Genomic DNA, 13,330 nt, shown 5'->3' on the forward strand with positions numbered 1-13,330 from the left:
CCATGCCTACCGCTCCGACTTCTACCGCCCTGGCTCCGCTGGGTTGGATCGAACCTCATGCCGGGCTGCTCCGGCAGCCTGCCTCCGGTCAGGTGCTGTACAAGGTCATGAGCGTGGAGAACTGCGTCCGCTCGATCGAAGGCGGCTATCTGCATTTCAACCGCGTCGATTCCTACAAAGACTTCCCCGACGCCGACTGTCACGACGGCGAACAATTGCCGGGCGACCGCGCGGGCAACGCGGCCGCGGGCTTCGCAAAGGCGCCCGGGTTCTCGGCTGCCCACTACTACGACCGGTCGCGATCGCGGACGTACGCCTTCTGCGCCGCGCTCGAAGACACCGATCACGTGTGGACCTACGGTGGCGGCACTGCCAGGGGCAACGTCGGCCTGGTGTTCGACTTCGACAAGCTCCGGGCCACCCTGAACCGCAAGCTGCTATCGGGCGGAGCCGCATTGGAATTCAACGGCGTCCGGTGCTGCCAGATCTTCGACCTGAACTATGGCATCGTCGACTACGTCGATTGGGCGAGCCATCGCGCCAACGAGTCCCGGTTGCCCAACCCGATCATGTACACCTACCTGAAGGATAGAGGACCGTTCGCCGAAGAACGCGAACTGCGCATCTCGCTGTCCGCGCTCGGGATCGGCAAATTCGTCCTGGACGATCGTACCGAGATCGCCTTTCCGCAGCACTTGCACCTCGACTTCGATTTCAGGGCCGCTTTCGCCGATAACACGATCCGGGAGATCATCGCCGGCCCTCGTTGCGACGAGGATTTCCTGCGAACCGAGCTGCGCCGGCTCGGCGCCGACCTTGTGCCGCGTGACCCGCCGTGATGAACGCTCCGATCGACCATCATTTCATCCCGGCGTTTTTCTTGGCGCAATGGACTGACGGCAGCGGCAAACTGGTCGAGTACACGATCAAGCATGACAAGGTGATCGCGAAACCCGTCGGGCCGCGGGCGACGGGGTACGAGCAGCACTTGTATTCGTTTCCGGAACTGCCGCCCGATGCCGCGCATTTCCTCGAGGCCGTTTTCTTCAACTATGCGGATCGCGTTGCGGCGGACGCGCTGCGAAACCACTTGTCGGCGGCGCCGGTGCCGTGGACTACCGAATTGATCAGCGCCTGGTCGCGCTTCGTCATCGCACTGCATTTGCGTCATCCCGACGCGATGCCGGAATTGCGTGCTGCTGCCAAATCCGTGTGGGATGGAGGCGGCGATGCCTATCAAACCCAGTATGAGGCGATCAGAAAGCCCGAGGACCCGCCGACTTTCGACGAATATCTTGCGGTGCGCGATCCGTTGACCGCGATCAAGGTCAGCGTCAACATGATCGTGAAGGTGTTCGACAACGAGATGCTGGGCAAACACCTCAATAACATGACTTGGGGCGTGATCGACGTCGGTCAGTCGCCGTACCGCTTCCTCCTATCGGACCGTGCTGCCGTGTTCGCCAATCTCAACAATGCCGACGGGGTGGCGTATTTGCCGATCGGCCCGACCAAGCTTTTCGTGGCCGTCAACACGCCCGACCGCCTGCAGCAGTTGCGCAAACTGCCGCCCCGCGACATCGTCCACAACTCCAACCGGTTTTTGGTCGGTCGCGCTCGCCGTTTCGTCTGGGCCCATGATCAATCGCAGAGCGCCTTCATTTCGAAGCATATGTCGCAGCGCAAGGAGCCGACGCCGCTCTTCCCAAGCATCGGACTGCCCTAATCGACCTCTCCGAAGGTCCAATCGTCGAGTCGGATGAATTCGTGAAAGTTGCAGCCTGGTGCGGGACAAACCACGCTCGGCGACACGTTCCCGTTGAGGTCGATACTGTGCCGCCGAAGTGTGAGGATAAACCCGGTGCATTGCAGGCCGGACATCTCTGCTCGGTTGAATTTGCGACCGGTCTTTTTCATCAGAAGTTTTCAGGCGTGCGTCGTCCAGCGAGGCACCACTGACGGTCGCTAATCTGGTGTTTCAGGTCCAGCGTGCCGACGGCCTGTGCGCTGACTTCGACTGAGCCGTTTGTTGGGCAGATTGCCACTTCATTTCAAGAAATGGCGAGGCATCAGATACCTTGAAAACGATGATAATCTGCCTGCATGGCTCGCACTGAAATGCACGGCCATTCTGTTGCATCGTTTTAGCGCAGACTGGGCACACCGGTGTCATCGGAGCAGAAATATGTAAGCCTACCTAGAGTCTTTCAAGGTAAAATCTTGCCATCGGCTGCCGGACGGAGTTTATTTCCGGGGAAGTTTGATGTTCGACATTGCGCTTTCGAAACGGGGGCGGGGGTGGGAATGGCGAGTCATTGGTTCGTCTGGCAAGACCGTTATGCAGGGCGGGGCATCCAAACGCGCGAAGGCTAGATACCAAGCTGAACGCGCCCTGTTCCTGCTCTTGATGGCCGCGCCGGCGCGCGAAATAGGTCGGGAAGAAAAGCCGTAGGCCAATCTTGAACGCGGAAAAGTCACCCCTTGGCGGATATCGGACACAGGAATCGCATTGGAATTGCGAAGTTTTCTTCCCGAGACTTCAACCCTGTGCCTGCCGCATCCTCCCCCGAGTGCAGCGGGTAATTTTCGTGATAGAAGGGCATTTAGTTGAGTTGATTAAATGGCGGAAATTAAAGTCCCCGTAGATGCCGGGTTTCATCAAACCTCAGCTTTTCTCGATGCACGGCTCGATACTGTCTTTCGATACTGCCATTTGGCCTTTGCTTGCCGGGAATCGGACCGCTCAATGCCGGTCAGAGAATGCGCAAAAGGGGGAGGGCGAGAGTGCCGGAACGCCCGAGATCATCGCAGCGCAAAAGCCAGCCTCTACACTTTAAGTATAGCTTGCCGATTAGCATTCAAACGAGCGGACGCTGCGTTGGCCGCAAGCCTGATCGAGCAGATCAATGAAACTCGGCTTCCCGTAGGATAAAAAGCCGGCGTTCCATGAAATACGCACTGGCGTTGGAAGTTATCTGCATCCTTGGCGACAGGGATAACCAAACCGCCAGTAGCTCGATCCCTCGTAACTAGGGCTCCCCTCAAAATTCTCGTTTTGAGGAGGCGTATAAACATCGGTTGAGCCGAACACCGCATGCTTAACGACTCGCGGTCCGGAGTTACCCTGCAACATCGGCGAAGCCAAGGAGGCCGCTGAGCTCATCGCCAATGCGCCTAAAGCAGCGACAAGAACAAGTACTTTCATGAGATTCTCCAAATTCAGTTTCCGTCTATCGGCACCGATTGATTTAAGCGTCTGGAATGAGATCTCAACCGATCGACGCAACACTTTTTCTTGAAAGAAAGATGGAGTTTTGGCGGAATATTTCAGGATGCCGGCGGAATACTGGGATGCCGTTCTCCGTGACCCCGGAGCCGCCGGAAAGCCCTGGTTTCCGATCCAGCAGATGCGGCTGTCGGAGATCCCCCGCAACCGTTGCGGGTCGATTGCTCACGCTGCGGGCGCGCCGTCTAAATCCAAAGGCTCGATGCCGTGAAGCTCTACGGCCCTCATGCGACCTGACGGGAGGTCGGCCAGCGCCTGCTGGACGATGGTTGCCAAGTTCGAACAGGACGTCATGAGGAGGACGGATGACGGCCGGATTGGCCGCGATGACCAGCGCGATCTTTGGCAGTTAAGGAGTGAGACCATATGCCGGCAGAATATGAAAAGGACAATCCGCTGAAGACCGAACATCATGTAGATCAGATCGGTGCGGACATCGCGATCCAGTTCATGCTGTTGACGGTGTTTCGCATCGTGTCGGAAATGGCTGAATACTCGGTCGGCTTTCGGTCATTGGCCTATCATCTCGTTCGCAATCGAGAAGTCGTTGCAGGCCGTCATGAGGCATACAAGCACCTGCCCGAGATCGCTATCGGCAGCGTGCTTGCTGAATTTCACGACGCCGGTGGTGCTTCGGTTCATATTCCTGGAATCGCGGTTGCTCGTTAGCTGCGGACGCAACGTCCTCCTTGGACGCGCCGCGCACCACGATCATCATCTTATCATGGGGGTACGCGATTTCACTTTCGACGCGGCATCTATGAGTTGAACGACGACGTCGGCTTCTCCGCCGGCTCTGAGTCCGGTGTGTGGCCCTGGATCATCGTCGGCCTGACCTCGCCGACGAGGGCCATTTTGCCAAAGCGGGACAAGATGGCGTTCTTGATGTTGTCGGGCGCAGGAAGATCCTTGATGGCATCCGGCCAGGTGTCCAGGGCGCGCGTCGCGGTCTCGCGCATTTCTCGGGCGAGGAGCTTGGCATCGACGCCAAGAAAAGGAGCGATGCGGCGGATGCGGCCGGTATCGACGATCTTCGGATCCTTGGTGCCGGAGAACCTCAACGCCATGGTGTCGGGAAGATAGGTCAGAGTGGACACGATGTCGTAGGCAGGCGATAGCCGCGCATGTCGTCCGTCGGGATAAGCGAACGACCAGTTCTTCAGGTGTCCGTCGCAGTTGCCGAGCATCATGTCGATGACCAGCCGCCGCAGCGCCTCGAGCAGGTCGCCAATGGGGTCGGCGGAGAATCGCTTGACCGAGTTCATAAGCGTTTCCTGGTTCCACCTGAAATACTTGTCGATGTCGATGGCGCCTGCGATCTGCGCGAAGTCTTCGGTATGGATGCGGATGTTTCCCGGTGCGCGATCGAAGCGACTCACAGACAGGGCGTGCTTGCCCAGTTTCAGGAATCCTTCCGGAACGCCTTCAATCGAACCGACGTCGACAAGTCGAGACTCGGCGACGTTCGCGCCGGCGAGTCTCGCGAGTTGCAGGGAGGTGAATTCATTCTCGACGAGGCTGGGGTATTTTTCACTTGGAAGCTTGAGGATCACATCGCCGCTTTCGTCCGCGCCGGGCGCGGTCAGCCGGTGATTGTCTCCACGCATGGAGAATTTCAATTGGACGCCGGCGAGCGAGAAGCTGATAGACTTGCTGGCTGCAGGTTCGCGGGCGGCCTCGCCCGCCGTTCGCTTGGGGGGCGGCTCGCCGGCTTCACGGAGGGCGACGACGGCGCCAGGAAGGTCACCGCCGAGCCGGAAAAGAACGTCGTAATTGTCGAATGTGCCCGTTCCGAATTCCCGCTCGACGAGATCCAGAAGCGCGCCTTCCGGAAGCAGGTTGTCGAAGTACGGCGGCAGGTGACGGCCGTGCGCGATTTTGTCGTTTCTCGTTCTGAGGCGTTTGAGCGAGTCTTCTTCGGTGGCGCCATGCCACGCCAGGCTGATGATTGGTCGCGCGCGACCCAACCGAATGTATTGTTCGTCGACCTCGAATGTGACGGTACCGGTCGCGTCGCGCACCAGCGTTCCCACCCGGACCTCGCGGTCCGCGGAGGGACGCAGGAAGATGCCGAGGATGCCCGGTCGGTTAAGAACGTCCATATTGGCTCATCGTCTCCTCCTCTTCGGGGGGGTCCGGAATGAAGACCTCTTCGTGCGCGCTCTGGACGTGCTCGGGATAGGCGGTTTCGGGTTGCGGCTTCTCGATCAGTGCCATCACTTCTTCCAGCTTTTCGGCGGGAACGAAGGTCAGGGTCAATCCGGCGGCCTCGCCGGCCTGGGCAAGGGCATCAATAGTCGCGTTGAGTTTGCCGTGTTCGATGCTGCTCAGGCGGCTGGCTGCGTTTGCAGTGCGATGACCGAGATCGTTCAGCGTCCACCCCTTGCTCCGGCGGGCCGACGTCAGTTGAGCACCCAAGCGCTCTCTGGTTGGCTTCTGTTCCATTGTTTCACTTATAAGGTAAGTTTCAACGAAATTTAACATACAGAATAAATTGATGAGGTCAAGTGCTTTAATTTATAAGGTAAAAATTGCCATAAGTTACTTTATTCGATAAAAAGTGCCATTAGCCAGTATTCCGTCCGGCCCTTGCTGCCGTCAGGCACGGCAAGTATGACGACGAGAAGACGGTTGCGGCACAATGATCACCGTCCTCTTGCCGGAATCTGGGTCCCCTGACGGACCATCAGGAATCGAAACCACCGCGGGTGCCGGCGCCGGTGATGATCATGACCCGCGCGGCCATCACCATCGTACCGCCGCTCATCGGTGCCGATCATCGCCATCATGATGGTGATCACCATGATCGACATGTCGGTGGCGATGATCAACAGCGCGGTGGCAGGAGCCTCGACGCCGACACCGTCATGACCCCCGCCACCAAACACCAATGAAAAACTCTATGACCACCGCTGCTCGACTGGATTACGAAGGCCTTCGGCCTTGCATGGAAATATGACAGGGTCGTACTGGCGCTGCCTTGCCTACATCCGGCCAGGATACGTTCATCACCGGTCGACGTTCGGAAGAAGATGCTAACTTCTCGATGAAGAGATGAAGGATGATGATCCACGCCGACCTGCCGAGATGGGTTGCTCCGCATGACGCAATGTCACTGCCCGAGACGTCCGTTCGGGGAAAGGAGCGGTTCACAAGAAGAAAAACAGTCCAAAATGCCCTGCATGCTCCAGGCGGCAACAGCCGATATCTTTGCGGTCGAATAGAGTGCCCGGACGCCGCGCTTCGTGTTATCGATCGTTCTGCAGAGGATCAATCCGCTCTCATCCCAGGTACCGGATCGGTCTACAGCGACGCAATCGCCTCTTCGTCCTCCGGGGCCAAGCCAAGCTCGTCCTTCAGCTCCAGGCGCTTCAAGACGTTCGTCGCATCCGTGAGAGCCACAGCGGTTTGTCCCCATCCCGGCTCCCTGGGCCATTGGCGCCGGACAGCATCGCTTAAGATCGTTCGACAAATGTCGAGCGGAACCAATTTTGACCCGTCATGACGCGCCCGGTCGGCAATCAGGTGCCGATATGCCGCTCGAATCGTGGTCGAGGTCGTGAATAATCGGCTCACCGCCTCGTCCGCGCAGAGATGTAAGGCCGTGTCCTCTGACGGAATATCGCCGAAGTTTTCGATCTTATGCACCTGATCGACTTTGAGCCCGCGCGATTCCAGCAGTGCGATTTCTTGATCGAGATGAGGGAGGTCGAAGACATGGCCCTCCCATCGGGCGTCGCCCTTCATTTTGGGACTCGGTCCCAACAGCAAGGGCTGCGGCCCCCGCGCCAAATTGCCCACCTGTAGGGACATGGACTGCTCGCAAGAATGGCCGGACCAGCAGCCGAAAAACACCGGGGCCCCGCCGGCAAAATGTACGACGTCATCGCAAAGCATGATCCGAGCCGCCCCGCGCTGGATCTCGGCGTAGCTCTTCTCGCTCGAGTTCTCCTCGATCCTATCGCCGACCCGGTCGCCAAAGTATTGTTCGTAGGTCGGTTGATAGCCACTGAACCAGAGCAGCGCGGGATTGAGGATTTGAAGCGATTCGTATTTGCCGGAAGCCAATCCGCTCAGGAAGGCATTGCTCCGCATTAAATTACGGGCACGATCGAGTACGGGCCACCAAAATGCTTTGTCGAACGAGCGGATATCGTAGGGTATCTCCGGTTCATGCGACGGTTTAACCGACGTGACTCGAAATGCCGGAAGCGCCTCCGTGGGGGAGGGGGTAGCTATGGATACATCGCGCTTTGTCCAAAGCCGGGTGCGACGCTGCGTACGGCCGCGACGCGGGATATACACCACGTCGTATGGCACGTTCACGTCCGCGAGTATCTCGGTCATTGTTCAGTCCTTATCGTTGCAGGGTCGCACGTCCATGATCTGAGCCCTTGACGGCACCTGATGGAATCCATCACCCGTTGTTCGATCCATATCCGAGAATATTCGTCGCCTCGACGGCGTCGAGAACAAGTTCGGCAAAGCCAAGAAGTTCTAGCGAAGAGAATCCCGAGCCGCCAACGGAGTCGGTTCGAACGAAATCCCAAGCTTCGGTGGATGCTCCGAGCGGCGCGGGTATTCTTTCGGTCGAATACAGTGCGGTCACGCCGCACTTCGGGTCATCGATGGTACCGTAAAGAACCGATCCTCCCTCGTTCCAGGTCATCGTGACATTGGGAGGTATCGATAAGCCCGTCACGCGCTTGTTTGAGGCCCATACCGCCGACACGACCGTGGACAAGCCTGCTTCGAACGTGGTCGGGGGCCCGACCGACGAAACGTCACGACGCGCGCGCCCATTAGTCATGTAGCACTGGTGCGCCATCGCGAGAATGCGATCCGATACTCGGACAACCGATGCCGGGTTGACCTGCCGGCTGCCGATGGCCGCCAGGATACGTGCGGCCTCCTGCGAGGCCGCCCATTCGGCCTGGGCTGCGGTCGTTTCAATGGGTATCCTCCCGGCTCGAAGCAGGGCAGCAAGGTGCAGTGAGACATCCTTCGAATTCCGCTGCAGTATTTCCCCGACTTTGCGGGCGAATCGGGCGGAACCATATTCTTCGCCGCGCACGGCACATTCCCATATCGTGCTCATGACGGCCTCGATGCGATCTTATGCATGTGAGGGCGCAGCCAGTCTTCGACCTGTGCGAAGAAGGCGGGTTGTCCCTTCCACAGTGCGAACGTCCCCAAGATGTAGATGTCGTAGCAGGCGACTTCGGATGGGCTGCCGAACGTCCATGACTGTGATCGCGGACCGGCCGTCGCGACTTCAAGATAACGGTCGAAGTCGCGGTGGCGAATGCGTCCGAAGTCGCGGTCTCCGAACGAGTTCATAAGACGCGCCGCCGCTTCGGCGGCCCGCGGGGGCACCATCGACGGATTATCGAGAACGGCTTGGCATACTTCGGCTACTTGTCGATTCATATCCTGTTACTCCTGTATAGCCGCAGCGACGTGGTGGGCAATCTGATAAACTTCGGACGGCGTCGAAGACTTGACATCGACCTCATGCGCTCTGCTGCAGTTCTTTTGAACGCGGAGACCCACGGTTTTCGACGATGCTACGTTGATATTCCGCGTCGGCGATCAGATAGCCCATGATCGACCGAACGTCGCGCCAGCCGCCCTGCAGCATGGCTGCTCGCAGATCCGATCGGCCGGCTTCGGTCGCGAACTTATGCCTGAGCCAATGCTGTGTGAGTCGCCTCAGAATATTCAGATCGTCTTCTTTTAGACGCATTAAGCGGTCGACTTCGTTCCGGTCGTTCGCCGCCTTCATTTCCGCGATCGCGTTGTCGTAGCGTTCGCCGACCGTTTTGATCGCGCGCCGCTTCGCTGCGTTGAATCCGGTCTTGTTTTGCGTCCCCCATTTGGATCCGTTTTCTTTGTAGGGGCGTCCTCGATAGCTGAGGAATAAACGTTCATTGGAGCCTGGTCCGACCCGTCCGGCGCGGACCTGTTCCTTCCGCCATTTCAGGTATTGCGTCATCGGCTCTCTCATCGTTTCCGGGAGGGCCACCGGGACGTCTTTCTTGTTCTTCGTCTTACGAAACGTCAGGACCATTTTCTGCATGTCGAGATCCTTCAGGGCCGCACCATGGAGGACACTCGACACTCTCGTTCCACCGCAATATTCCACCTGGAGCTGAATGGCGATCGTGGGGTGCGCAGCATCGATAACGTCTTCCAGTAGGGCGAGGCGGAACTGCGAAACGTCCCGCGTTGACCGCTCCGCAGGATTCCGCGCTTCCTGGTCGCGGACGAACTCCGGCATCGCCGGGTATTGGCCGGCAGCGATCTGACGGTTCAGGAACGCGCACAATGACGAAATGTACCTTTCGCGGGTCTCGGCCTTGTTCATGAGGTGACGCTTGTCGACAAAGGCGACGATCTCCGTTGGCGGGATGTCGTAAAGTATCCGGGCGGTGAATTCCGCCGTGAGTTCAGTCAGAACCCGACGGTCCGTAGGTCCGATGCGGGACTGGAATCGTTCGGACACCAGGGTCGCGACGCTCTTCCGGACGGCGCCGCCTCCAAGGCGCCCACGAACTCCTGCCGCGATCCGTCGGGCCTCGCGTTCCGCTTCCTGCCGCTTGTCCTTGGTCGCAGGCACTCCGAGCGTTTCGCGCACGCGTTGCGACCGCTTTCCGACGCGCAGCGTTCCGATGACATGAAATGTTTTTCCGCGGACGTAGATCTCCAGCCCGTCGCAATCCCAGGGCTGGATGGTCACCGTGGTCTTTCGTGCGGCCTTCATGACGCGTACCGGAGGCCGTCTTCAAAATGTTCAAGAAACCGAACGATCCCGGCTACGTGATCTACCGAGAGACCGGTAGACCGGGGGAACCCCTGCCTGTCGATGCCCGCGATCAATCCGCAGCCGAAGAAGATATTTTGTTCGCGCAATTCGAAAGCAGGTTGTCCCGCTTGGGAGCTGTGAACGAACAAAATACCGCTCCTGGAGATGAGAAAGCCGGATTCAAAGCCGCCGCCGGCGGCGGGGCCGACCACGAACATCTGCGGATTGACATCCTCCACACGAATTTCCCGATTGAACGGATCGATGACGATTGCACGCATGAAATTTCAACCAACGAGTTTTGATTAGCGCGGCGCCGGGCTTGCCGCGCGCTTGGGCGCGAAACGCACGACGCCTTGGATTTCGGCCAGCGGCACGCGGGCAGGGCGCGCCATATCCTTGCTATTGCCAGGCGGGTCGCGGCCGGTTATCAGCCCGCACCCGGAGAAAACGTGGCGGGGACCGATCATGAAACGCTCTTCCCAAAATGCGAAATCGTTGACGTAGAGCACGTCGGTGCCGCGGTTGATCCAGACGCCGAACTCGATATATCCGCCGCCTACGATGCGTTGGAATTCCTCAAGCGTGTTCTCGATGTCGGCTTCCCTGACTTCGCAGAGGAATGGGTCGATGATTATTGCACGCAAGACAGTTGCCTCTTCTTTCGGTCGCGGGTTCGAATTCTGCTATGGACGTTTTTGCTTCGCGGAGTTCAACGGACGAATGGTCGACGTGGCCTGAATTAGGTTGCATTGCCCCGAGGCTTGCTCGGCGTCGGTGGTAAAACTACACGGGAAATCCGGACGGCGGTTGGGGTTGGGCATCGAGGAAAGACTCCCAGCCACCGGACTTGTAGAGCAGCACTTCGATCTTCTCGTCGTTGTCCCATTGGACCGAAAAGGTCTTGCGGTTAGCCGCGAAGATGTCGACGAGAAAGCCCTTTGGGTTGGCGCTTGCGGGAGCCCACGGGCAATCAAGATTGAGGCGCGGTGTCTTGTACAGAATTGCAACGTGTTCGTTTTCGAACGCCATTATCTCGATGGTCTTGTCCATGAACTTTGCGCCGACCATTTTTCCGTGCGCGGCGACCATGTCGACCGCCGCGTTTCTCAATTCGGTCGCGCGTGCCAGCTTCGTTGCGCTGATTGGCTTCGGCATTGCAATCTTCCTTCAGTAGGTCCGCGTGTGTTTCGTACCCAGGACTTCCGCCAGGGCTGCCTCTGCGTCCGGATCCGGCGGCGATTCCGCCTTGGTCTTCTCGCGCGTCCTCCATTTGGAGAGCACGCCTGTCTGGCTTTCCTCGTGGATTGCCAGTTCGAGCTTCCGAAAGCCCTCTTCGGTCCATTTCCGGCGCCTGCCTCGCCACCGGTGGAAGTCGAATTTCCGTTTTTCCGGGTCGCGGTCTTGATCCTCCGCGAGCCAGCCCTTTAGCGTCGCGGGCGACACGTCCAACCGGGCGGCGGTCTGCGCGACATCCAAAGTCTGTTGCGCCCCGTTGTCGCTTGAATTAGGTTGCAAGGGTATGTTGGATCGACTTTCAGCCAAGACGCATTCTTTCAAAGTGGTTCAGAGGATACCGTATGGATGTAACCTAAATCAGGTTACATTAGCTGGCAAGTCCTTTGATGCTATGAGGCCGTCGCCGTTGGTGGAGGTGGTTAACAAAGACCTACTTTCAGGCGGAAGGTCCTGATGGGTCGGGATTGGAGGAATGAGGCCCGGACCGCCATTGAGCAGCTGCAGCGCGTCGGGCACGGCGAGCGTGAAACAGAGATGCAGGCCATCGCTCGGCGAAACGGCCATAAAGATACCTCCGCGTTGAGGCGAGCGATATTCGCCTATCAGTTTCTTGACTGGTTGCGGGTGGAAAATCCGTCCGTCCATGAAATCCTGATGCGTGCGCCACAGACGATCGTCGAGACCATCGCGCGATGGCATGCGTTTGATGCGTTCAAGGCGCTGTCGGTCGCAAGAGAGTGGGGGCAGGGCAAGGGCACGGTCAGGTCGATCGCAGCCGACATGCAGAATTCGCGGAATCTCGGGTTCAAGGGAAAAACGGGTAGTGTCTATGCAAAGTCCTTTCTAGTCGCAGCGGAGTCCGTTGTGGTCGAAGCGGTAGGCGCCCTGATGAAAGGCGTCCGGCTACCACCGCCGGAAAAGCTGGTAAGGGATACGGCAAGCGGCCAGCCCATCGATTTTTTGTTCACGATCAAGTCGGACGCCGGCGATGAGCGTAAACTGGCGGTCCTCCTCGTCGGACCCTACACGAACAAAAAACTCTACGCCCACCGCTGCTCCGACTGGATCACGAAGGCTTTCGGCCTTGCGTGGACATACGACAGGGTCATCCTTGCCCTGCCCGAAAGAGACGAACTCGACGAGTATCGCCGACGGTGCGGTCTCGTCGAAGCCAAGGCAAACGAACGATTGCGTAAGCTCCCGGCCATGACATCCCCGAAAGTCGAGATCGTTCATATCGAAGTGGATCCTTTGGTCAAGGAAGAGCATGAGGCTTTGGGCGCCTTGGCAGAGCAGGATGCCAAGCAAAGGCGGTGAAGCGGCAAGCTTCGGCCGCGGACCATGTTGCACGCTGAAAACGGGCCTTCACGCGCTTCGCAAACAGCCTACTCGCGGTTTAGTTAGAAGCTGAGGTTTCTGGAGGCGTTGCCTGTGGTGACCGAATGCTTCACCGCCGTGCTGCTACCTTTCTTGCCCTGTCCCGGGGACCTTGCGGCGGCACGGAACGCGGCGATCTGATCGAGAGCTGCGCTCAATTTGGACTCCAGGAGGTCTATTTCGGCTTGCTTGAGCAGGCGCACTGCTTCCGCTTCCTGCGCATTGACCGAGATGCGCTCGTAGAACGTCGGCTTCTTCGGTTTGGCGGGTTGCTTGGCTTTCGGCGCGGCGCCGGCCCTGCGGAGGAATCCGTCGACGAGCCCGGCACGGTCCGGAAACTTTGGACTAAACAAGGTTTTACGATCGATATTGGCGCGGCGCAGTACGTCGGCTATCGTCAGGAAACCGGTAAGCTCGCCGCGGGCTAACTCCCCTTCCATGGCTGACAGCGCCGATGCCAACTTTTGATCGGCAGCATTCCGCCGCGCAGCAGCCGCGAGCTGCCAATTCGCTGCGGGAGGGGCCGCGACGACGACTGGTACTTCAATAGGCCTTCGGGTCTTCTGCTTGACGGGCACAACTACACCTATGCACACTCTACGATGCATAATATGCATCAAAGA

Annotated in this window: 16 protein-coding genes; 6 read left to right on the forward strand and 10 right to left on the reverse strand. The window is 58.6% G+C overall.

The window, feature by feature from the left end:
• The first annotated feature begins 2 nt into the window (after window positions 1-2).
• From BLS26_RS36500 to BLS26_RS20845, 4 genes are all read left to right on the forward strand, one after another.
• Window positions 3-839, forward strand: coding sequence for a hypothetical protein (locus BLS26_RS36500; RefSeq protein ID WP_197681262.1), 837 nt, complete (start codon window positions 3-5; stop codon window positions 837-839).
• Window positions 839-1,726 carry a DUF4238 domain-containing protein gene (locus BLS26_RS20825; RefSeq protein ID WP_092514221.1) on the forward strand — a complete coding sequence of 296 codons (888 nt, stop codon included), beginning with the start codon at window positions 839-841 and terminating at the stop codon, window positions 1,724-1,726. Before BLS26_RS36500 ends, BLS26_RS20825 begins: the two co-directional genes overlap by 1 nt.
• A gap of 537 nt (window positions 1,727-2,263) precedes the next feature.
• On the forward strand, window positions 2,264-2,452 hold the full coding sequence (locus BLS26_RS20835; RefSeq protein ID WP_092514225.1) for a hypothetical protein: 189 nt from the start codon (window positions 2,264-2,266) through the stop codon (window positions 2,450-2,452).
• Between the two features lie 1,200 nt (window positions 2,453-3,652).
• On the forward strand, window positions 3,653-3,955 hold the full coding sequence (locus tag BLS26_RS20845; protein ID WP_092514229.1) for a hypothetical protein: 303 nt from the start codon (window positions 3,653-3,655) through the stop codon (window positions 3,953-3,955).
• A gap of 89 nt (window positions 3,956-4,044) precedes the next feature.
• On the opposite strand, the gene BLS26_RS20850 is transcribed toward BLS26_RS20845, so the two are convergent.
• Together BLS26_RS20850 and BLS26_RS20855 are read right to left on the reverse strand one after the other, a co-directional pair.
• Window positions 4,045-5,388 (reverse strand): type II toxin-antitoxin system HipA family toxin, encoded by a 1,344-nt coding sequence (locus BLS26_RS20850; RefSeq protein ID WP_092514231.1) that lies wholly within the window; start codon window positions 5,386-5,388, stop codon window positions 4,045-4,047.
• Window positions 5,375-5,731, reverse strand: a complete 357-nt coding sequence (locus tag BLS26_RS20855; protein WP_157676510.1) for a helix-turn-helix domain-containing protein — start codon at window positions 5,729-5,731, stop codon at window positions 5,375-5,377. Before BLS26_RS20855 ends, BLS26_RS20850 begins: the two co-directional genes overlap by 14 nt.
• Before the next feature lie 278 nt (window positions 5,732-6,009).
• On the opposite strand from BLS26_RS20855, the gene BLS26_RS35850 reads away from it, so the two are divergent.
• On the forward strand, window positions 6,010-6,180 hold the full coding sequence (locus BLS26_RS35850; protein WP_210186243.1) for a hypothetical protein: 171 nt from the start codon (window positions 6,010-6,012) through the stop codon (window positions 6,178-6,180).
• A gap of 409 nt (window positions 6,181-6,589) precedes the next feature.
• Here the strand turns inward: BLS26_RS35850 and BLS26_RS20860 are convergent, their stop codons facing one another.
• The 7 genes from BLS26_RS20860 to BLS26_RS20895 form a co-directional block, all read right to left on the reverse strand.
• The gene (locus BLS26_RS20860; RefSeq protein WP_157676512.1) at window positions 6,590-7,633 is read right to left on the reverse strand and encodes a hypothetical protein; all 1,044 of its coding nucleotides are present in this window, start codon (window positions 7,631-7,633) and stop codon (window positions 6,590-6,592) included.
• 70 nt (window positions 7,634-7,703) lie between these two features.
• Window positions 7,704-8,384, reverse strand: a complete 681-nt coding sequence (locus tag BLS26_RS20865; protein WP_092514237.1) for a hypothetical protein — start codon at window positions 8,382-8,384, stop codon at window positions 7,704-7,706.
• Window positions 8,385-8,798: 414 nt separating this feature from the next.
• Window positions 8,799-10,049, reverse strand: a complete 1,251-nt coding sequence (locus tag BLS26_RS20875) for a tyrosine-type recombinase/integrase (protein WP_092514241.1) — start codon at window positions 10,047-10,049, stop codon at window positions 8,799-8,801.
• Window positions 10,046-10,372, reverse strand: a complete 327-nt coding sequence (locus BLS26_RS35855; RefSeq protein ID WP_157676514.1) for a hypothetical protein — start codon at window positions 10,370-10,372, stop codon at window positions 10,046-10,048. Before BLS26_RS35855 ends, BLS26_RS20875 begins: the two co-directional genes overlap by 4 nt.
• Window positions 10,373-10,396: 24 nt before the next feature.
• Window positions 10,397-10,738: a hypothetical protein gene (locus BLS26_RS20885; protein WP_092514245.1), complete on the reverse strand. Its 342-nt coding sequence runs from the start codon at window positions 10,736-10,738 to the stop codon at window positions 10,397-10,399.
• A gap of 139 nt (window positions 10,739-10,877) precedes the next feature.
• The gene (locus tag BLS26_RS20890) at window positions 10,878-11,249 is read right to left on the reverse strand and encodes a hypothetical protein (RefSeq protein WP_157676515.1); all 372 of its coding nucleotides are present in this window, start codon (window positions 11,247-11,249) and stop codon (window positions 10,878-10,880) included.
• Window positions 11,250-11,261: 12 nt separating this feature from the next.
• Entirely contained in the window at window positions 11,262-11,636 is a 375-nt protein-coding gene (locus tag BLS26_RS20895; RefSeq protein WP_172804651.1) for a hypothetical protein, read from the reverse strand.
• A 147-nt stretch (window positions 11,637-11,783) separates the two neighbouring features.
• On the opposite strand from BLS26_RS20895, the gene BLS26_RS20900 reads away from it, so the two are divergent.
• The gene (locus BLS26_RS20900) at window positions 11,784-12,647 is read left to right on the forward strand and encodes a hypothetical protein (protein WP_092514251.1); all 864 of its coding nucleotides are present in this window, start codon (window positions 11,784-11,786) and stop codon (window positions 12,645-12,647) included.
• Window positions 12,648-12,730: 83 nt separating this feature from the next.
• Here BLS26_RS20900 and BLS26_RS20905 read toward each other — a convergent pair whose 3' ends face one another.
• Window positions 12,731-13,285, reverse strand: coding sequence for a hypothetical protein (locus tag BLS26_RS20905; protein ID WP_157676516.1), 555 nt, complete (start codon window positions 13,283-13,285; stop codon window positions 12,731-12,733).
• Window positions 13,286-13,330: the final 45 nt, after the last annotated feature.

It is taken from the genome of Afipia sp. GAS231 (genome assembly GCF_900103365.1).
GTDB lineage: Bacteria > Pseudomonadota > Alphaproteobacteria > Rhizobiales > Xanthobacteraceae > Bradyrhizobium.

Bases quoted from the DNA above. Each gene is read 5' to 3' on its own strand.
- BLS26_RS36500 (WP_197681262.1), top strand. From the start codon at position 3: ATGCCTACCGCTCCGACTTCTACCGCCCTGGCTCCGCTGGGTTGGATC.
- BLS26_RS20825 (WP_092514221.1), top strand. From the start codon at position 839: ATGAACGCTCCGATCGACCATCATTTCATCCCGGCGTTTTTCTTGGCG.
- BLS26_RS20835 (WP_092514225.1), top strand. From the start codon at position 2,264: ATGTTCGACATTGCGCTTTCGAAACGGGGGCGGGGGTGGGAATGGCGA.
- BLS26_RS20845 (WP_092514229.1), top strand. From the start codon at position 3,653: ATGCCGGCAGAATATGAAAAGGACAATCCGCTGAAGACCGAACATCAT.
- BLS26_RS20850 (WP_092514231.1), bottom strand. From the start codon at position 5,388: ATGGACGTTCTTAACCGACCGGGCATCCTCGGCATCTTCCTGCGTCCC.
- BLS26_RS20855 (WP_157676510.1), bottom strand. From the start codon at position 5,731: ATGGAACAGAAGCCAACCAGAGAGCGCTTGGGTGCTCAACTGACGTCG.
- BLS26_RS35850 (WP_210186243.1), top strand. From the start codon at position 6,010: ATGATCATGACCCGCGCGGCCATCACCATCGTACCGCCGCTCATCGGT.
- BLS26_RS20860 (WP_157676512.1), bottom strand. From the start codon at position 7,633: ATGACCGAGATACTCGCGGACGTGAACGTGCCATACGACGTGGTGTAT.
- BLS26_RS20865 (WP_092514237.1), bottom strand. From the start codon at position 8,384: ATGAGCACGATATGGGAATGTGCCGTGCGCGGCGAAGAATATGGTTCC.
- BLS26_RS20875 (WP_092514241.1), bottom strand. From the start codon at position 10,049: ATGAAGGCCGCACGAAAGACCACGGTGACCATCCAGCCCTGGGATTGC.
- BLS26_RS35855 (WP_157676514.1), bottom strand. From the start codon at position 10,372: ATGCGTGCAATCGTCATCGATCCGTTCAATCGGGAAATTCGTGTGGAG.
- BLS26_RS20890 (WP_157676515.1), bottom strand. From the start codon at position 11,249: ATGCCGAAGCCAATCAGCGCAACGAAGCTGGCACGCGCGACCGAATTG.
- BLS26_RS20900 (WP_092514251.1), top strand. From the start codon at position 11,784: ATGGGTCGGGATTGGAGGAATGAGGCCCGGACCGCCATTGAGCAGCTG.